The following is a 17,768-nucleotide window of genomic DNA, read 5'->3' on the forward strand; positions in this document are numbered from 1 at the left end:
CTGCCTGATCCCGACATGTCGACGCCCGATCTTTTCGCCGATTCGCCCGTGCCCGACGTGGACTGGTACCCGGACTGGCTCGCACCGGCCGACGCCGATCGCGTGCTGGCCGCGCTGATCGACGAGGTCGCGTGGCGGCAGGACACGATCCGCACGCCGCGCGGCCGCATTCCGCTGCCGCGGCTCACCGCGTGGCAGGGCGAGCCCGACGCCGTCTACGTGTATTCGGGGATCCGCAACGTGCCCGCGCCGTGGACGCCGGCCGTGCTCGACCTGAAGCGCGCGGTCGAGGCGACCTGCGGCGCGCGATTCAACAGCGTGCTGCTCAATCGGTATCGCAACGGGCAGGACAGTCTCGGCTGGCATGCCGACAACGAGCCGGAGCTCGGCGACGCGCCGGTCATCGCGTCGGTGAGCCTCGGCGCGATGCGCGTGTTCGACCTGCGGCATCGTGCGACCGGCGTCGTGCACGCGTACCGGCTGACACACGGCAGCCTGCTCGTGATGCGCGGCCGCACGCAGGCCGAATGGCAGCACCGCGTGCCGAAGGCGCCGGCCGTGCAGGGCGAGCGCGTCAACCTGACGTTCCGGCGGGTGGTGTCGGCGGGAAGCGGCCGGTAGCGGCCGGAGATGTCGACCGGCGGACGCCGCGGGCCGACGATCGCGGTGGTCCGGCACTCGTGCAGGTCGCACCCCGTTTTCATCCAGGCGAGGCAAGCCGCCGTCGATGCGGCACGTTGCCGCACGCAGGTGTCCGGGGCGGCTGGAACCGGCCTGCGAGGCCCGTCCCATAAGGGTTTCAGGTGGTTTTGATCGACCGTCCGGTTCTGATAGGCAGGTGTAAGCCCTGATGGTGCGTCGCAGCATTCATTGACTAGACTGTCGAATGGCTGAAACGCGCCGGACGCCGGCGCACTATTTCGACATGCCTGACGCGTCGCCGATGCGATGCGCAGTGCAGGAGCATAACCCGTGACCGTACTGGACTCATCCCTCGAACCCTCGCTGCACGTCTTCGAACAAGACGGCGGATGGCAATGGGCGCTGACGGTGAAGCGGGCGTCGGGTGTCGGTGTGAAAGTCGTCGCATTCAGCACGGACGGCTTTCGCGGCGAAGCCGACGCATACGCCGCCGGCCAGCTCGCCCGTGCCGAGTACGACGCCGCCGTAACGGCCTGACGTCGCATCGCGCCGATCCCGCTCGCGGATCGGTACGGTCGTTTGTTCCCTCGCGTTTCTTCCCCCTTTCGTTTTCTAGTCGCACATCGGCCGTGATCGTGCCGGCCGGTACCGCACGTGATGCATCCCGTCGCAGATGAGCAGGGCCGGCGGCCCGCCTTGCCCACGGCGACGTTCCGGTGGGCAGTCCTGTCTATCGCTGTTATCCTTTCGATCGCATCAGGCTATATGAGTCCGGCTACCCGATCGGGCGCACCGGGCCATCGGCCGCCTGCGCCGGATCGTGTTGATCCGGTCCGGTCGAAAATCCATAATCAAGCATTGCGGGTCATTCGTGAACGCTTCCATTCCGTCCATGTGCACAGGATCAATCCAACGATGAGCGGCGCATCGAAACCGCCGGCGAAGCCGGCAAGCGCGCCGCGCGCGACAGCCGGCGACGACGTCGACCACGACGCGTCGAAGCCGGGCGCGGGCGACGACGAATCGTCGGCCGGCGCGTCGTCGTATCTGGTGCCGGGCCTCGAGCGCGGGCTGCGGATCCTCGCCGAATTCTCCGCGCGCGAGCCGGTGCTCGGCGCGCCCGAGCTGTCGAAGCGCATCGGCATTCCGCGCACGACCACCTTCCGCCTGCTGCAGACGCTCGAAGCGCTCGGCTTTCTCGAGCGCGTGAACGGCGACCGTTATTTCCGGCTCGGCGTCGGCGTGCTGCGGCTCGGCTTCGAATACCTGAATTCGCTGGAACTGACCGATCTCGGCACGCCCGTGCTCGAACGATTGCGCGATGCGACCGGCCTGTCGACGCACCTGCTGATCCGCGACCAGCGCGATGTCGTGTTCGTCGCGAAGGCGCAGAGCAACACGTCGATGTTCGGTTCGGTGAAGGTGCACGTCGGTACGCGGCTGCCCGCGCACGCGACCGTGCATGGCCATGTGCTGATGGGCGACCTCACGCGCGACGCGCTGCGCCAGCTGTATCCGGAGAAGCGCCTCGAACAGTTCACCGAGCGCACGCCGGGCACGGTCGACGAGTTGTACGAGCGCGTGCGCCATTACGCGCGGCTCGGCTACGCGGTCAGCGAAGCCGCGTTCGAGAGCGGCATCTCGGCTGTGACGGCACCGGTGCGCGACCATTCGGGCGCGATCGTCGCGGCGATCACCGCGACGGTGCCGCGCTCGGAAATCGGCGAGGCCGGCGAGAAGGAGCGGCTCGTCGAAGCGGTATGCGGCGCGGCGGTCGATCTGTCGCAGCGGCTGAACTACCGGCCGCTCGAAAGCGACCCGACGTTCGCGCACGCGCGCCATCGGGTCGCGATGTTCTGATTCGCGGCACGAGCCGCGTCGCGCGGCTTCGTCAGAAGCCTGTCGCAAGTAGCAAAAAAAAGAGCAGCCCGCGGGCTGCTCTCTTCTTTTTCGGCCCCGGGCGCATCCGCCCGCCGCCGCTCAGAACGAGTGATGGATGCCGGTCAGCACGATCACCTGGTTCGCGGTGCTCGACGCGCCGGCCGTGAAGAACGCGGCCTTCGCGCCGCCCGAACCGTGCTCGTACAGCACGTTCGCATACAACTGCGTGCGCTTCGACAGCGCATAGATGTCGCCGAGCTCGACCTGCGTCCAGCGGCGGCCGGCCAGCGTCGTGGTCGCCGCGCCGCCCGCGATCGTGTTGAACGCGCTGCTGCGGTAGTTCACGCCCGCATCGTAGCTCTGGAACGTGTCGGAAAACCCGTTCGACTGCATCTTCACGCGCGTGTAGAGGCCGTGCACGAGGAAGTCGCCGATCTGGTAGGACGCGCCCGCGCCGATGTTCTCGACCTTGTTCGCGATGTAGCCGTTCGCGGTGTTCTGCTTCTGGAACGACGTGATGCCCGTCTGGCCGATCAGGATCGCGCGGTCGTGCTCGTTCGAGTAGACGGCCGACGCCTTGAACGGCCCGTTCGCGTAGTTCAGCGCGACCCCGACCGACTTGCCGGTCGAGAAGTTCGTCGTGTTGCCGAGCGCCATCGCCGCCGCGGCCGAGAAGCCGGCGAAGCTCGGCGAACGGTACTTGACCGCGTTGTTGTACGGCACGTTGCCGGTCGCGGCGAGCCCGTCGATGTTGCCCGGATGGAACGCATACCAGCTCAGCGCGAGATACGCGGTGCTGAGCGGATCGAGATAGTCGAACGTCAGCGGCGTCTGGCGGCCGAGCGTCAGCGTGCCGTAGCGGTCCGAGCTGAGGCCGACGAAGGCCGCGCGGTTCCAGATCGTGTTCGCGGTCGCGAACTGGCCGTTGTTCGTATAGAAGCCGTTTTCGAGCTGGAAGATCGCCGACAGGCCGCTGCCGAGGTCTTCCTTGCCTTTCAGGCCCCACCGGTCGGGTTGCGTGTTGCCCTGGATCATCGCCCACTTCGCGTGGCCGCCGACGTTGTTCACATAGGCGACGCCCGCATCCAGGCTGCCGTACAGCACCACGCTGCTTTGTGCCCAGGCGCCCGACATCGCGCCCATTCCGATGATTGCTGCTGCTACCGCTTGCTTGACCATTTGATCTCCTGACTCTCCAAACCTGATGAGAAACGTGCCGGGGCGGCGGGCGCGGGGGACGGCCGGCCGTCGCGCGTTCTTCACCACCGGGCGGGCATTTTTAATGTTCCATATAAGGAACGATGTGCCTCTGATGGAATGGAGTATAGAGGCGTCACGCGCCGGATCAAAAATAAATTTATCGGGCCAGAAGCGGATGGTGACGATCCGCAACATGGGATCGAGCGTCCTGAGAAAAGGCCTTAAATCCCCGCCGCTAAACAAAAAATCATCTTTTTCAAGATGGGTGGCGGTGACCGTCGACCCGGCGGTCGGTGTTTTCCCTAGGACGTGCAGCTTTTTGTTTTACTCGTGGGAAGTCACTCCTATAATCACCATCCATAAACTGCTGTTCCGGGTATGGAACAAACCCGGGGCGAACCGAGAGTCGATCAGAAGGAAGGGTGTGAGATGTCTGAACAATGGGTTTGTGCCGGGCACGCCGGCGCGCTGTCGGAAGACACGCCGATCGAGTTCAAGCGGACCGACGGCGTCGAAATCGGGATCTACCGCGTCGGCGACGAGGTGTATGCGCTCGAGAACGTGTGCCCGCATGCCTACGCGCTGCTGACGCAGGGGTTCGTCGACGAAGGCACGGTCGAATGTCCGCTGCACGAGGCCGTGTTCGACATCAAGACGGGCGAATGCCTGAAGGGCCCGGGCGGGCGCGCGCTGAAGCAGTACGCGGTGCGCCTGGCCGGTGAAGAAATCCAGATCAAGGTGGAATGACATGAAAGAAGCGACCGTCAACTTCAATCCGTTCCTGAAGCCGTGGGTGGCGCCGCAGCCGAACAACGTTGCCGGCAAGGGGCAGATCGAGATCCCGGGCCAGGTCGAGAACCGCATCTGGCAAAACCGCAAGGCCGAGCCGACGCAGTACGAGAACGATCTGGGCGATGCGCTCGAACGCGTGTTCGAGAGCGGCGCGACCGAGCTGGACGAGGTCGTCGCGGGCCTGAACCGCATCGGCTTCCGCGCGCCGGACGGCACGGCGTGGACGCCCGAGCGCTTCCGCGCCGAAATGGCCTCGCTGGCGGAATGAGCGCACCGACCGCGCCGCACGCCTGAGCGCCGACCCGACAACCGCATCCGGAGCACACTGATGACGTCCCCCGCACAACACGAAACACAACACGACCCGGTCCGCGACTACCTCGACCGCGGCATCAAGAACTACTGGTATCCCGTCGCCCCGAGCTGGCAGGTGTCGAACGCGCCGGTCGGCCTCACGCGCCTGTCCGAGCAAATCGTGCTGTGGCGCGATCACGAAGGGAAGGTCCACGCGCTGGAAGATCGCTGTCCGCACCGCGGCGCGCGCCTGTCGCTCGGCTGGAACCTCGGCGGCAGCATCGCGTGCTGGTATCACGGCATCGAAGTCGACGGCGGCGGCACGGTCAACCGCGTGCCGGCCGTATCGAACTGTCCGCTCGAAGGCACGAAGTGCGTGAAGTCGTATCCGGTCGAAGAGAAGGCCGGCGCGATCTTCCTGTGGTTCGGCGACGAAGCGCACGGCGAGCCGGCGCCGCTGAACCTGCCGGAAGAACTGGTCGCCGACGAATACGCGCACTTCCTTTGCGTGTCGAACTGGAAGTGCAATTACCAGTACGCGATCGACAACGTGATGGACCCGATGCACGGCGCGTACCTGCACGCGACGTCGCACTCGATGGCCGAAGGCGACAAGCAGGCCGACATGCGCGTGCGCAAGACGGAAACGGGCCTGATGTTCGAGAAGATCGGCCAGCGCGACGTGAACTTCGACTGGGTCGAGCTCGGCGAAACGGGCTGCCTGTGGATGCGTCTCGCGATTCCGTACAAGCAGAAGTTCGGCCCGGGCGGCAACTTCGGGATCATCGGCTTCGCGACGCCGGTCGACGGCGACAACTGCCAGGTCTACTTCTGGCGTACCCGCAAGGTCAGCGGCTGGCAGCGCGACGTGTGGCGCTTCATGTACCGCAACCGCCTCGAGGGCCTGCACTGGGACGTGCTCGAGCAGGACCGCTACGTCCTCGAAAGCCTCGCGCCGCACGCGCGCGATCACGAATACCTGTACCAGCACGACGTCGGCATCACGCGCGTGCGCCGGATGCTGCGCCAGCGCGCGCAGGAACACCTGTCCGCGCTCGACGCGCATCGCGCGGCGCACGCCGCGGCGGAGCCCGCGAATGGCTGAGTTCGCACCGGTCGTGTCTCTGCCGGGGCGCCGCGTGCTCGTCACGGGCGGCGCGCGCGGTCTCGGCGCCGCGTTCGTGAAGGCGCTCGTCGAAGCGGGCGCGCAGGTCGCGTTCGGCGACGTGCTCGTCGAAGAGGGCCGCGCGCTGGCCGCGCAGCTCACGCAAGCCGGCCACACCGCGCATTTCTTCACGCTCGACCTGGGCGATCCGGCGAGCGTCACGGCTTTCGTCGCGCAGGGCGCGGCGGCGCTCGGCGGCATCGACGCACTGATCAACAACGCGGCGATCACGAATTCGGGCGGCAAGCTGTCGACGGAACTCGACGTGTCGACCTGGGATGCCGTGATGAACGTGAACGTGCGCGGCGTATGGCTCGTCAGCAATGCGGCGCTGCCGTACCTCGCGCAATCGGGCCGCGGCGCGATCGTGAACCTCGCATCGGACACCGCGCTGTGGGGCGCGCCGAAGCTGCTCGCGTACGTCGCCAGCAAGGGCGCGGTGATCGCGATGACGCATGCGCAGGCGCGCGAGTTCGGCGCGCACGGCGTGACGGTCAACGCGATCGCGCCGGGGCTCACCGAAGTCGAGGCGACGGCCTACGTGCCGGCGGAACGCCACGCGTTCTACATGCAGGGCCGCGCGCTGACGCGCGCGCAGGTGCCCGACGACGTGACGGGCCCCGTGCTGTTCCTGCTGTCGGACGGCGCGCGCTTCGTGACGGGTCAATTGCTGCCGGTGAACGGCGGCTTCGTAATGAATTGAATTGAAGTTTTCACTCTGATGAAGGAGAGGACGATGGCGGACGCCGATCTCGAACGCAAGTCGTGGGACCAGCCGGAAGGCGCAAGCTTCAACGACTGGATGGAAGGGCGCGTCGCGCGCTACGCGACGCGGCGCTACGACTGGGACGCACTGAAGTTCCAGGCCGACTACGACCCGAAGTACCGCCGTGCGCAGATGCGCTACGTCGGCACGGGCGGCACGGGCGTCGCGAAGGACGTCAACACGGTGCCGGCCGGCAACTTCACGTTCTCGACGATGGTCATTCCGGCCGGCAACATCGGCCCGAGCCACATCCATATCGACGTGGAAGAAATCTTCTTCGTGCTGCGCGGCAAGATGAAGGTGATCTGCGAGCGCGACGGCGAGACCTGGGAAGCGATCCTCGGCGAGCGCGACCTGATCTCGGTGCCGCCGGGCGTGTACCGCACGGAAATCAACATCGGCGAGGAAGACGCGCTGATGTGCGTGATGCTCGGTTCGCCGAAGCCCATCACGCCGACGTATCCGCCGGATTCGCCGCTCGCGAAGATCAAGCGCTGAGACGGGGCGGAGCAAGCAATGCGTGTCATCGACAAACGTGAACGCGACCGCACCGCGGCGTTCGCCGCGCTGCTCGGGCAGTTTCCCGAACAGCGCTGCGCGGCCGGCGCGGCGGGCACGATCGGCTACCGTGAGGCTGGCGCAGGCGAGGCCGGCGCGCAGCATGCGGGCCGCGCGCTGCCCGTCGTGCTGCTGCACGGGATCGGCTCGGGCGCCGCGTCGTGGGTGTGCCAGCTCGACACGCTGGGCGCGTCGCGCCGCGTGCTCGCGTGGGATGCGCCAGGCTACGGCGTGTCGACGCCCGTGCACGGCGCGTCGCCGGCGGCCGCCGATTATGCGGCGTCGCTGAACGCGTGGCTCGAGGCACTCGGCATCGAACGCTGCGTGCTGGTCGGGCATTCGCTCGGCGCGATCGTCGCGGGCGGGTTGGCCCGCGTGATGCCCGCGCGGATCGCCGGCCTGCTGCTGATCTCGCCCGCGGGTGGGTACGGTAGCGCGCCCGCGGAAACGCGCGACACGCGCCGCGATGCACGCCTCGCGATGCTCGACGAACTCGGCCCGGCCGGGCTCGCCGAACAGCGCAGCGGCAACATGCTGTCGGGTTTCGCGAGCGAGGATGCGCGTGCATGGGTACGCTGGAACATGGCGCGCATCGTGCCGGCCGGTTATGCGCAGGCCACGCATCTGCTCGCGAACGCCGATCTCGCGTCCGATCTCGCCGGCTTTCGCGGCCGCACGGCGGTGGCGGTCGGCGCGAACGACGCGATCACGCCGCCGGCTGCCTGCGAGCGGATCGCCGCTGCCGCGCACGTCGGGCTGCAGGTGATTCCGCAGGCCGGTCATGCGGGCTACGTGGAAGCGCCGGCGGTCTACTCGTCGCTGATCGACGCGTTCTGCCGTCAATGCGACCGTCAACGGGGGCTGGAATGAACTACCCCCACGCTCACATTCGTTCGCTTGGGGGGGCGCAGCCCGCCCAATCCCGACATGCATTTCAACGTGCCCCTGGGGCGGCCCGACCGGAGGCATCATGAGCGAACCGTTGCAACAACAGGATGCGGACACCGCGAAGTCCGAGGCCAACTACGTGGTGCCGGGCCTCGAACGCGGGTTGCGGATTCTCGCCGAATTCTCGCCGCGCGAGCCGGTGCTCGGCGCGCCGGAACTGTCCAAGCGCCTCGGCATTCCGCGCACGACGGTGTTCCGTCTGCTGCAGACGCTCGAATCGCTCGGCTTTCTCGAGCGCGCTGACAAGGATCGCAACTACAAGCTCGGCATCGCCGTGCTGCGGCTCGGCTTCGAATACCTGAGCTCGCTGGAACTGACCGATCTCGGCCTGCCGGTGATCGAGAGCCTGCGCGATGCGACCGGCTTCACGACGCACATCGTGATCCGCGACGGCCGCGACGTGGTGTTCGTCGCGAAGGCGCAGAGCCAGTCGCCGGTGTTCAGCTCGATTCGCGTGAACGTCGGCACGCGGCTGCCCGCGCATGCGACGACCCACGGCCACGTGCTGATGGGCGACCTGTCGCTGAAGGAGTTGCGGGCGCTGTATCCGGAAGGCGCGCTGAACCGGATGACGAGTGCGACGCCGGAATCCGTCGACGCGCTCTACGAAGTGATCCGGGAAGATGCGCTGCGCGGCTACGGCGTCAGCAATTCGTCGTTCGAGCGCGGCATTTCGGTGGTCACGGCGCCGGTGCGCAACGACACGCAGAGGATCGTCGCGTGCATCACGGTGACGGTGCCGCGGCCGGAGATCGACGCGGCGCTGATCGCCGACGGCCTGATCGACAAGGTGCAGCGCGCGGCGGCGGAATTGTCGCGGCGGCTCAATTACCGCTCGGATGACGAGCACACGTTTCTCAAGGCTTTAGGACTCCGATGATTCAGATCGATCTGACCGGGCAGGTGGCGGTGGTGACGGGCGGTTCGTCCGGCATCGGCCTCGCGACTGCCGAACGGTTCTTGCAGGCCGGCGCATCGGTCGCGATTTGCGGCCGCGACGGCGAGCGTCTCGCGCGCGCCGAGGCGATGCTCGGCGAGAAATATCCGGGCGCGCCGCTGCTCGCGGTGCGCTGCAACGTGCTCGACGAAGCCGACGTGGCCGCGTTCGCGCAGGCCGTGTCCGACCGCTTCGGCCGCGCCGACATGCTCGTCAACAACGCGGGCCAGGGCCGCGTGTCGACTTTCGCCGACACGACCGACGACGCGTGGCGCGAAGAGCTCGAACTGAAGTACTTCAGCATCATCCGCCCGACGCGCGCATTCCTGCCGCTGTTGCGCGATGCGGCCGCGCCGACGATCACCTGCGTGAATTCGCTGCTCGCGCTGCAGCCGGAGCCGCACATGGTCGCGACGTCGTCGGCGCGGGCGGGTGTGCTGAGCCTCGTGAAGTCGCTCGCGACCGAACTCGCGCCGCAGCGCATCCGCGTGAACTCGATCCTGATCGGCATCGTCGAGTCGGGGCAGTGGCGCCGCCGCTACGAAGCGCAGGCGCCGGCCGGCGAGAGCTGGGAGGACTGGACGGGCGCGCTCGCCCGCAAGAAGAACATTCCGCTGAACCGCTTCGGCAAGCCCGACGAGGCAGCCTGGGCACTTTTTTATCTCGCAACGCATCTGTCGTCCTACACGACGGGCAGCCATATCGACGTTTCTGGAGGCTTTGCACGCCATGTCTAAAAAAACCACGGTTGGCGAGCTGATTGCCGCCTTTCTCGAGCAGTGCGACGTCAAAACCGCATTCGGTGTCATCTCGATCCACAACATGCCGATCCTCGACGCGATCAACTCGCGCGGCAACATCCGGTATGTCGGCGCGCGCGGCGAAGCGGGCGCGGTGAACATGGCCGACGGGCTGGCCCGCGTGTCGGGCGGTCTCGGTGTCGCGTTCACGAGCACCGGCACGGCGGCGGGCAACGCGGCCGGCGCGATGGTCGAGGCACTGACGGCCGGCACGGCACTGCTGCACATCACGGGGCAGATCGAGACGCCGTACCTCGACCAGGATCTGGCGTACATCCACGAAGCGCCGGACCAGCTCACGATGCTCGATGCGATCTCGAAGGCCGCGTTCCGCGTGCGCACGGTCGAGACCGTGCTGCCGACGATCCGCGAAGCCGTGCGCATCGCGCAGACGGCGCCGACGGGCCCCGTGTCGGTCGAGATCCCGATCGACATCCAGGCCGCCGAAATCGAATGGCCGGAAGATCTCGCGCCGGCGCACGTCGCGGTGCGCGAGCACGACGATGCACGCGTCGCGAAGCTCGCCGACGCGCTGGCGGCCAAGCGCCGTCCGCTGCTGTGGCTCGGCGGCGGCGCGCGTCATGCGCGTGCGGAAGTCGAACGCCTGGTGAAGCTCGGCTTCGGCGTCGTGACGAGCGTGCAGGGCCGCGGCGTGCTGCCCGAGGATCACCCGGCGACGCTCGGCGCGTTCAACGTGCATTCGGCGGTCGAAGCGTTCTACAAGACCTGCGACGCGCTGGTCGTGGTCGGCTCGCGCCTGCGCGGCAACGAGACGCTGAAGTACAAGCTCGCGCTGCCGCAGCCGCTGTTCCGCGTCGACGCCGATGCGCTCGCCGACAACCGCGGCTATCGCAACGAGCTGTTCGTGCACGGCGATTCGAAACGCGTGCTGGCCGAGCTGGCCGATCGCCTCGAAGGCCGCCTGTCGGTCGATCCGCAGTTCGCGGGCGATCTCGCGGCGGCGCGCGAAGCGGCCGTCGCGAGCGTGGCGGAAGGCCTCGGGCCGTACAAGAAGCTGGTCGATACGCTGCAGGGCGCAGTGGGCCGCGACTACAACTGGGTGCGCGACGTGACGATCTCGAACAGCACGTGGGGCAACCGCCTGCTGAAGATCTTCGAACCGCGCGCGGGCGTGCATGCGCTCGGCGGCGGCATCGGCCAGGGCATCCAGATGGGCATCGGCGCGGCGCTGGCCGGCTCGGCGGCGAAGACGGTCTGCCTGGTCGGCGACGGCGGCCTGATGGTCAACGTCGGCGAGCTCGTGACGGCCGTGCAGGAAAACGCGAACGTGATGATCGTGCTGATGAACGACCAGTGCTACGGCGTGATCCGCAACATCCAGGACGCGCACTACGGCGGGCGCCGCTGCTTCGTGCAGCTGCACCAGCCGGATTTCGCGCAGTTCTGCGCGAGCTTCGGCCTCACGCACTACCGGATCACGTCGCTCGACCAGGCGGAAGCGATCGTGCGCGAAGGGATCGCGAAGGAAGGGCCGGTGATGGTCGAAGTCGACATGCTGTCGGTCGGCTCGTTCGCATCGCAGTTCGCGGGCCCGCCGGTGAAGAAGGAAGAGACGCCGTCGGAGCGCCAGTATGCATAACGGCCAGCGACACGGGCATGCGCCCGTCGACGTCGCGATGATCGGCTTCGGCGCGATCGGTGCCGCCGTGTATCACGCGGTCGAGCACGATGCGTCGTTGCACGTCGCGCACGTGATCGTGCCCGAGCATCAGCGCGACGCGGTGCAGCGCGAGCTCGGCGGTGCGGTGGAGGTCGTGTCGTCGGTCGACGCGCTGGCTCGCCGCCCCGAGTTCGCGCTCGAATGCGCGGGTCACAGCGCGCTCGTCGATCACGTCGTGCCGTTGCTGAAGGCCGGCACCGACTGCGCGGTCGCATCGATCGGCGCGTTGTCCGACCTCGCGCTGCTCGACGTGCTGTCGCAGGCGGCCGACGAGGGCGGCACGACGGTGACGCTGCTGTCCGGCGCGATCGGCGGGATCGACGCGCTGGCGTCCGCGAAGCAGGGCGGCCTCGACGAAGTGCTGTACGTCGGCCGCAAGCCGCCGCTCGGCTGGCTCGGCACGCCCGCCGAGGAGCTGTGCGACTTGCGTGCGATGACCGGGGAAAAGGTGATCTTCGAAGGCAGTGCGCGCGACGCCGCGCGCCTGTATCCGAAGAACGCGAACGTCGCGGCGACGGTCGCGCTCGCGGGCCTCGGCCTCGACGCGACGCACGTGCGCCTGATCGCCGACCCGGCGGTCGAACGCAACGTGCACCGCATCACCGCGCGCGGCGCGTTCGGCGAGATGTCGCTCGAAATGAGCGGCAAGCCGTTGCCTGACAACCCGAAGACGTCCGCGTTGACCGCGTACAGCGCGATCCGCGCGCTGCGCAACCGCGCGGCCCGCTGCGTGATCTGAGCAGGCAGACAACCCGGACAACCAGGCCGACGCGGCCATTCGGGCCATTGAACGGCCGCCGGCGCCACGGCGCGGGCGGCTGCGCAGAGACAGATTTGTGGGACTTGTGACATGACTCCATTCGATACGAGCCTCGTACCCAACGGCGACATCCTGATCGGCGGCGAGTGGCGGCGCGGCCGCGGCGCGCCTTACGCGAGCATCTATCCGGCCGACCAGTCGCTGAACATGGAAGTCTCGACGGCGAACGCGGAAGACGCGGCCGACGCCGTCGTGGCCGCCGACGCCGCGTGGCGGCGCGCCGACTGGGCCGGCCTCAAGCCGCACCAGCGCGCGCTGGTGCTGTACCGGATCGCCGACCTGATCATGCAGCGTCACGAGACGCTCGCGAACCTGCAACGCCGCGACAACGGCAAGCCGATCGGCGAGACGCGCGTGCTGGTGGCGAGTGCGGCCAACACGTTCCGCTATTTCGCGGCGTGCCTGGAAACGCTCGACGAAGAACTGACGCCGTCGCGCGGCGACTACCTGACGATGAGCGTGCACGAGCCGATCGGCGTGATCGCGGCGATCACGCCGTGGAATTCGCCGATCGCGTCCGACGCGCAGAAGCTCGCGCCGGCGCTCGCCGGCGGCAACGCGGTGGTGCTCAAGCCGGCCGAGGTGACGCCGCTCGTGTCGCTCGCGCTGGCCCGCATCTGCGAGGAAGCAGGCGTGCCGAAGGGCGTGCTGAGCGTGCTGCCGGGCAAGGGCTCGGTGATCGGCGACGTGCTGGTGCGCCATCCGCTCGTGAAGAAAGTGTCGTTTACCGGCGGCACCGAAGTGGGTCGCGGCATCGCGCGCATCGCGGCGGAAAAGCTGATGCCCGTGTCGCTCGAACTCGGCGGCAAGTCGCCGACGATCGTATGCGACGACGCCGATCTCGATCACGCGGTGAACGGCGTGCTGTACGGCATCTTCAGCTCGTCGGGCGAAGCGTGCATCGCGGGTTCGCGGCTGTTCGTGCAGCGCTCGGTATACGACGCGTTCATGAAGCGCCTGGTCGCGGGCGCACGCAAGTTGCGCGTGGGCGACCCGACGCGGCCCGACACGCAGATGGGCCCGCTGATCACCGCGAAGCATCGTGAATCGGTGGAACGCTACGTCGCGCTCGGGCTGGAGGAAGGCGGCCGCCTGCTGTGCGGCGGCGAGCGGCCGTCGGGCGACGGGCGCGAGGACGGCTTCTTCTACCAGCCGACGATTCTCGAAGGCTTGCCGAACAGCGCGCGCATCTGCCAGGAGGAAATCTTCGGGCCGGTGCTGGTCGCGATGCCGTTCGACGACGAAGCGTCGCTGATCGCGCAGGCGAACGACAGCGTGTTCGGCCTCGCCGCCGGCATCTGGACGCGCGACTACAAGCGCGCATGGCGCATCGCACGCGCGCTCGAGACGGGCACCGTCTGGATCAACACGTACAAGCTGTTTTCGATCTCCACGCCGTTCTCGGGCTGGAAGGAGAGCGGGATGGGCCGCGAGAAGGGCCGTCTCGGCATCCGCGAGTACATGCAGCAGAAGAGCCTCTACTGGGGCTTGAACGACGCGCCGCTGCCGTGGGCGAACTGAGCGAAGGGGAATGACGCAATGAGCATCTTGGGTATCGAGCAGATCACGTACGGTGTCGACGACCTCGCGACGTGCCGGCGCTTTTTCGCCGACTGGGGCCTGAAGGAAGTCGCGCACGACGACACGCGCGCACGTTTCGAGACGCTGAACGGCTGCACCGTGCTGGTCGTCAAGGCCGACGATCCGTCGCTGCCGCCCGCGTTCGAAGCGGGCCCGACGCTGCGTGAAGTCACGTGGGGCGTCGCGACGCAGCAGGAAGTCGACGCGCTGCGCACGAAGCTGGCCGGCCAGCCCGGCTATTACGCGCAGGACGATGCGGTCGGCTGCATCGATCCGAACGGGATGGCGATCCGCATCGAGGTGACGCGCAAGCGCGCGCTCGACATCACCGGCTCGCCGTCGAACGTGTGGGGCCGGACGGCGCGGGTGGACCAGCCGAGTCCAATCTATGCGCGCGCCGAGCCGGTCGAGGTGGGCCACGTCGTGTTCTTCACGAACTGCCTCGACGCGCAGGAGAAGTTCTATCACGAACTGCTCGGCTTCGAGACGTCGGACCGCTATCCGGGCCGCGGCGCGTTCATGCGCTGCGCGCCGCACGGCGGCCACCACGACCTGTTCCTGCTCGCGCTACCCAATGGCAAGCGCGGCCTGAACCACGTCGCGTTCACCGTGCGCGACATCCACGAAGTGTTCGGCGGCGGCATGCACATCGACCGCTGCGGCTGGGAAACGCAGCTCGGCCCGGGGCGTCATCCGGTGTCGTCCGCGTATTTCTGGTACTTCCAGAACCCTGCCGGCGCGCTGATCGAGTACTACGCGGACGAAGACGTGCTGACGCCCGAATGGCAGCCGCGCGAATTCGAACCGGGCCCGACCGTGTTCGCCGAATGGGCCGTCGACGGCGGCCTCGACGGCAACACGCGCCGGCAGAAGAATGCGAAGGCGCCGGAAGGCAAGTTCATGACGGAGCGCAAATCATGAGCGAAGCAAACACGCAGGAATCGGCCGCGCCTCGCACGGTCGTCGTGATCGGCGGCGGCCAGGCCGCCGGCTGGGTGCTGAAGACGCTGCGCGCGGAAGGCTTCGCGGGCAGCCTCGTGATGATCGCCGACGAGCCGCACCTGCCGTACGAGCGTCCGCCGCTGTCGAAGGCCGTGCTGGCCGGCGACGCCGATATCGAGACCGTGCGCGTCGTGCGCCCGGACGAATTCGACGCGCTGAACGTCGAGGCGTGGCAGCCGGAACGCGCGGTGTCGATCGACCGTGCGCGCCGCGTGGTGAAGACCGAAAGCGGCCGCGAGATCGAATACGACCGCCTCGTGATCGCGACCGGCGGAACGTCGCGCCGCTTGCCTGAATCAATCGTCAGGACACCGAATCTGCATTACCTGCGCACGCTCGACGAAGCGGCCGCGCTCGGCGAGAAGCTGCGCGCGAGCCGGCGTGTACTCGTGATCGGCGGCGGCTGGATCGGCCTGGAGGTCGCGGCGACCGCGCGCAAGCTCGGCGTCGAAGCGGTGGTCGTCGAAGGCGCGCCGCGGCTGTGCGGCCGCTCGGTGCCGCAGGTCGTGTCGGACTTCCTGCTCGACCTGCATCGCGCGAACGGTGTCGACGTGCGGCTCGGCGCGGCGCTCGCGTCGCTCGACGCGCAGCCGGACGACGCATCGAAGGTGCGCGCGACGCTTGCGGACGGCACGACGATCGACGCCGATTTCGCGGTGGCCGGCATCGGCCTCGCGCTGAACGCGACACTCGCGAGCGACGCGGGCCTCGCAGTCGACGACGGCATCGTGGTCGACGAATTCGGCGCGACCAGCGATCCGGCGATCTTCGCGTGCGGCGACGTCGCGAACCATCACAACGGCTGGCTGAAGCGGCGCGTGCGGCTCGAATCGTGGGCGAACGCGCAGAACCAGGCGATCGCGGCCGCGAAGGCCGTGCTCGGCGTGCGCGCGCCTTACGCCGAGATTCCGTGGTTCTGGTCCGATCAATACGACGTGAACTTGCAGATCCTCGGCGATCTGCCGGCCGATGCGCAGCTCGTCGTGCGCGGCGATCTCGCCGCGCGACGCGCGACGCTGTTTTTCGTGGGCGATGGGCATGTGAGAGGTGTCATCGCCATCAACAACGCACGCGAGCTCAAGCTCGCACGCAAGTGGATGAACCAGGGCCGGGCAGTGGACACGGAAGCCCTGGCGGACACGACCAAAGCGCTTGCCTGACCGGCGAGACCGGTACAAAGACCCAGGAGACACCCCGCATGAGCACTTTCGACAACGTCGTGGCCGGCAGGGCCACGATGGAAGCTGCCGCCTCCACGCCCGGCGCGATCATCGCGCGGCTCGAGCGGCTTCCGGCCAACGCGATGCAGATCCGCGCGCGCGTGCTGATCGGCACCGCGACGTTCTTCGACGGCTTCGACGTGATCACGATCGCGGCGACGCTGCCGCTGCTGATTCACAAGTGGGGGCTGTCGCCGACGCAGATCGGCATGCTGATCGCGTCCGGCGCGATCGGCCAGCTGATCGGCGCATTCCTGTTTCCCGCGCTCGCGGAGAAGCATGGCCGCGTGAAGGCGATCGCGTGGAGCTCGGCCGTGATCGGCATCACGAGTATCGCGTGCGGCTTCGCGCCGACGTTCGAGGTGTTCGTGCTGCTGCGGATCCTGCAGGGGCTCGGCCTCGGTGGCGAGCTGCCGGTCGCGGCGACGTACATCAACGAAATCACGCGCGCGCACGGCCGCGGCCGCTTCGTGCTGCTGTACGAAATCGTGTTCCCGATCGGCCTGCTGGTATCGATGGCGCTCGGCGCGTGGCTCGTGCCGCGGTTCGGCTGGGAGATCATGTACTTCGTCGGCGGGCTGCCGCTGATCCTCGCGCTGGTGCTCACGCGTCTGGTGCCGGAATCGCCGCGCTGGCTCGCGTCGCGCGGGCGTCTCCCGGAAGCCGGGCGCGCGGTCGGCGCGTTCGAAGCGTCGGTGCGCGGCGAACTGCCGCCGGTCACGCAGGTGGCCGCGTACGACGAGATGGTGCGCCAGCACCCGAAGCGCCGGATGAGCGACCTGTTCAGCGCCGCATATCGCAAGCGCACGCTCGCGGTGGCGACGCTGTGGGCGACCTGCGGGTTCATCCAGTACGGGCTGTCCACGTGGCTGCCGACGATCTACAAGAACTTCTATCACGCGCCGCTGCAGCTCGCGTTGAATCTCGCGGTGATCGGCTCGGTGATGGGCGTGCTCGGTTCGCTCGCGTCCGCGCTGCTGGTCGACAAGCTCGGCCGCAAGCCGGTGATCGTGTGGTCGTTCGTGCTGTGCGCGCTGTCGCTGGCGTTCGCGGGCATCTACCACGCGTCGTCGGTGTATGTCGTCGCGACCTTCTGCTCGCTGTCGCTGGGGCTGATGGCATCGGGCTTCATCACCGCGTACGTCTATACGCCGGAACAGTATCCGACGAGCATCCGCGCGTCGGGCTGCGGGCTCGGCAGCGCGTGGCTGAAGATTGCGTCGTTCGCCGCGCCGATGATCGTGCCGCACGCGATCATCGGCGGCAATCTCGCGCCGGCGTTCTACTTGATCGGCATCGTGCCGCTGATCGCCGCCGTGACCGTTCATTTCGTCGGGATCGAGACGAAGGGGAAGGTGCTCGAAGCGCTCGAGGCATAAGCGCGGCGCGCGGCAAAGGCGATGTGGAAGGCCCGGACGATGTGTCCGGGCTTTTTCGTTTCGGGCAGCGGATCGTGCGTGGCGGACAGCGCGAACACACGC

Annotated in this window: 18 protein-coding genes; 17 read left to right on the forward strand and 1 reads right to left on the reverse strand. The window is 67.8% G+C overall.

Annotation, left to right across the window (positions count from 1 at the left end):
* Positions 1–15 precede the first annotated feature (15 nt).
* The 3 genes from NQV17_RS05165 to NQV17_RS05175 all read left to right on the forward strand — a co-directional run bounded on the left by NQV17_RS05165 (position 16) and on the right by NQV17_RS05175 (position 2,502).
* On the forward strand, positions 16–621 hold the full coding sequence (locus NQV17_RS05165; RefSeq protein ID WP_044843167.1) for an alpha-ketoglutarate-dependent dioxygenase AlkB: 606 nt from the start codon (positions 16–18) through the stop codon (positions 619–621).
* 351 nt (positions 622–972) lie between these two features.
* A complete protein-coding gene (locus NQV17_RS05170) occupies positions 973–1,179 on the forward strand; it encodes a hypothetical protein (RefSeq protein ID WP_044843168.1) in 207 nt (68 codons plus the stop codon).
* Positions 1,180–1,557: 378 nt separating this feature from the next.
* On the forward strand, positions 1,558–2,502 hold the full coding sequence (locus tag NQV17_RS05175; protein ID WP_257769615.1) for an IclR family transcriptional regulator: 945 nt from the start codon (positions 1,558–1,560) through the stop codon (positions 2,500–2,502).
* Positions 2,503–2,622: 120 nt separating this feature from the next.
* Here the strand turns inward: NQV17_RS05175 and NQV17_RS05180 are convergent, their stop codons facing one another.
* Positions 2,623–3,702, reverse strand: a complete 1,080-nt coding sequence (locus tag NQV17_RS05180; protein WP_257769617.1) for a porin — start codon at positions 3,700–3,702, stop codon at positions 2,623–2,625.
* Between the two features lie 450 nt (positions 3,703–4,152).
* On the opposite strand from NQV17_RS05180, the gene NQV17_RS05185 reads away from it, so the two are divergent.
* The 14 genes from NQV17_RS05185 (at position 4,153) to NQV17_RS05250 (ending at position 17,666) form a co-directional block, all read left to right on the forward strand.
* Positions 4,153–4,470, forward strand: a complete 318-nt coding sequence (locus NQV17_RS05185) for a non-heme iron oxygenase ferredoxin subunit (protein ID WP_006758060.1) — start codon at positions 4,153–4,155, stop codon at positions 4,468–4,470.
* Between the two features lies 1 nt (position 4,471).
* Positions 4,472–4,783, forward strand: a complete 312-nt coding sequence (locus NQV17_RS05190; RefSeq protein WP_044843171.1) for a recombinase-like helix-turn-helix domain-containing protein — start codon at positions 4,472–4,474, stop codon at positions 4,781–4,783.
* 60 nt (positions 4,784–4,843) lie between these two features.
* Entirely contained in the window at positions 4,844–5,914 is a 1,071-nt protein-coding gene (locus tag NQV17_RS05195; RefSeq protein WP_124488182.1) for an aromatic ring-hydroxylating dioxygenase subunit alpha, read from the forward strand.
* Complete coding sequence (locus NQV17_RS05200) at positions 5,907–6,677, forward strand: SDR family oxidoreductase (RefSeq protein ID WP_257769632.1); 771 nt, start codon at positions 5,907–5,909, stop codon at positions 6,675–6,677. The genes NQV17_RS05195 and NQV17_RS05200 overlap by 8 nt, the downstream gene beginning before the upstream one ends.
* A 33-nt stretch (positions 6,678–6,710) precedes the next feature.
* Positions 6,711–7,238, forward strand: coding sequence for a cupin domain-containing protein (locus NQV17_RS05205; RefSeq protein WP_034180369.1), 528 nt, complete (start codon positions 6,711–6,713; stop codon positions 7,236–7,238).
* Positions 7,239–7,256: 18 nt separating this feature from the next.
* Positions 7,257–8,168 (forward strand): alpha/beta fold hydrolase, encoded by a 912-nt coding sequence (locus tag NQV17_RS05210; RefSeq protein WP_257769635.1) that lies wholly within the window; start codon positions 7,257–7,259, stop codon positions 8,166–8,168.
* A 100-nt stretch (positions 8,169–8,268) separates the two neighbouring features.
* Entirely contained in the window at positions 8,269–9,126 is an 858-nt protein-coding gene (locus NQV17_RS05215) for an IclR family transcriptional regulator (RefSeq protein ID WP_044843175.1), read from the forward strand.
* On the forward strand, positions 9,123–9,920 hold the full coding sequence (locus NQV17_RS05220) for an SDR family oxidoreductase (RefSeq protein ID WP_124488178.1): 798 nt from the start codon (positions 9,123–9,125) through the stop codon (positions 9,918–9,920). The genes NQV17_RS05215 and NQV17_RS05220 overlap by 4 nt, the downstream gene beginning before the upstream one ends.
* Positions 9,913–11,583: a thiamine pyrophosphate-binding protein gene (locus NQV17_RS05225; RefSeq protein WP_044843177.1), complete on the forward strand. Its 1,671-nt coding sequence runs from the start codon at positions 9,913–9,915 to the stop codon at positions 11,581–11,583. The genes NQV17_RS05220 and NQV17_RS05225 overlap by 8 nt, the downstream gene beginning before the upstream one ends.
* Entirely contained in the window at positions 11,576–12,403 is an 828-nt protein-coding gene (locus NQV17_RS05230; RefSeq protein ID WP_257769648.1) for an aspartate dehydrogenase, read from the forward strand. Before NQV17_RS05225 ends, NQV17_RS05230 begins: the two co-directional genes overlap by 8 nt.
* 111 nt (positions 12,404–12,514) lie before the next feature.
* Entirely contained in the window at positions 12,515–14,005 is a 1,491-nt protein-coding gene (locus NQV17_RS05235; protein WP_257769665.1) for an aldehyde dehydrogenase, read from the forward strand.
* Between the two features lie 18 nt (positions 14,006–14,023).
* A complete protein-coding gene (locus tag NQV17_RS05240; RefSeq protein ID WP_124520782.1) occupies positions 14,024–14,986 on the forward strand; it encodes a VOC family protein in 963 nt (320 codons plus the stop codon).
* Positions 14,983–16,227, forward strand: a complete 1,245-nt coding sequence (locus NQV17_RS05245) for an NAD(P)/FAD-dependent oxidoreductase (protein WP_257769669.1) — start codon at positions 14,983–14,985, stop codon at positions 16,225–16,227. Before NQV17_RS05240 ends, NQV17_RS05245 begins: the two co-directional genes overlap by 4 nt.
* Before the next feature lie 38 nt (positions 16,228–16,265).
* Positions 16,266–17,666 (forward strand): MFS transporter, encoded by a 1,401-nt coding sequence (locus NQV17_RS05250; protein WP_257769679.1) that lies wholly within the window; start codon positions 16,266–16,268, stop codon positions 17,664–17,666.
* The last annotated feature ends 102 nt before the right edge of the window (positions 17,667–17,768 follow it).

Source organism: Burkholderia sp. SCN-KJ, from assembly GCF_024656005.1.
Classification (GTDB): domain Bacteria; phylum Pseudomonadota; class Gammaproteobacteria; order Burkholderiales; family Burkholderiaceae; genus Burkholderia.

What these genes read in the sequence shown, in the direction of transcription:
- NQV17_RS05245 (WP_257769669.1), top strand. Translation starts at nt 14,983, where the DNA reads ATGAGCGAAGCAAACACGCAGGAATCGGCCGCGCCTCGCACGGTCGTC.
- NQV17_RS05195 (WP_124488182.1), top strand. Translation starts at nt 4,844, where the DNA reads ATGACGTCCCCCGCACAACACGAAACACAACACGACCCGGTCCGCGAC.
- NQV17_RS05165 (WP_044843167.1), top strand. Translation starts at nt 16, where the DNA reads ATGTCGACGCCCGATCTTTTCGCCGATTCGCCCGTGCCCGACGTGGAC.
- NQV17_RS05180 (WP_257769617.1), bottom strand. Translation starts at nt 3,702, where the DNA reads ATGGTCAAGCAAGCGGTAGCAGCAGCAATCATCGGAATGGGCGCGATG.
- NQV17_RS05220 (WP_124488178.1), top strand. Translation starts at nt 9,123, where the DNA reads ATGATTCAGATCGATCTGACCGGGCAGGTGGCGGTGGTGACGGGCGGT.
- NQV17_RS05190 (WP_044843171.1), top strand. Translation starts at nt 4,472, where the DNA reads ATGAAAGAAGCGACCGTCAACTTCAATCCGTTCCTGAAGCCGTGGGTG.
- NQV17_RS05210 (WP_257769635.1), top strand. Translation starts at nt 7,257, where the DNA reads ATGCGTGTCATCGACAAACGTGAACGCGACCGCACCGCGGCGTTCGCC.
- NQV17_RS05235 (WP_257769665.1), top strand. Translation starts at nt 12,515, where the DNA reads ATGACTCCATTCGATACGAGCCTCGTACCCAACGGCGACATCCTGATC.
- NQV17_RS05250 (WP_257769679.1), top strand. Translation starts at nt 16,266, where the DNA reads ATGAGCACTTTCGACAACGTCGTGGCCGGCAGGGCCACGATGGAAGCT.
- NQV17_RS05175 (WP_257769615.1), top strand. Translation starts at nt 1,558, where the DNA reads ATGAGCGGCGCATCGAAACCGCCGGCGAAGCCGGCAAGCGCGCCGCGC.
- NQV17_RS05240 (WP_124520782.1), top strand. Translation starts at nt 14,024, where the DNA reads ATGAGCATCTTGGGTATCGAGCAGATCACGTACGGTGTCGACGACCTC.
- NQV17_RS05185 (WP_006758060.1), top strand. Translation starts at nt 4,153, where the DNA reads ATGTCTGAACAATGGGTTTGTGCCGGGCACGCCGGCGCGCTGTCGGAA.
- NQV17_RS05230 (WP_257769648.1), top strand. Translation starts at nt 11,576, where the DNA reads ATGCATAACGGCCAGCGACACGGGCATGCGCCCGTCGACGTCGCGATG.
- NQV17_RS05225 (WP_044843177.1), top strand. Translation starts at nt 9,913, where the DNA reads ATGTCTAAAAAAACCACGGTTGGCGAGCTGATTGCCGCCTTTCTCGAG.
- NQV17_RS05200 (WP_257769632.1), top strand. Translation starts at nt 5,907, where the DNA reads ATGGCTGAGTTCGCACCGGTCGTGTCTCTGCCGGGGCGCCGCGTGCTC.
- NQV17_RS05205 (WP_034180369.1), top strand. Translation starts at nt 6,711, where the DNA reads ATGGCGGACGCCGATCTCGAACGCAAGTCGTGGGACCAGCCGGAAGGC.
- NQV17_RS05215 (WP_044843175.1), top strand. Translation starts at nt 8,269, where the DNA reads ATGAGCGAACCGTTGCAACAACAGGATGCGGACACCGCGAAGTCCGAG.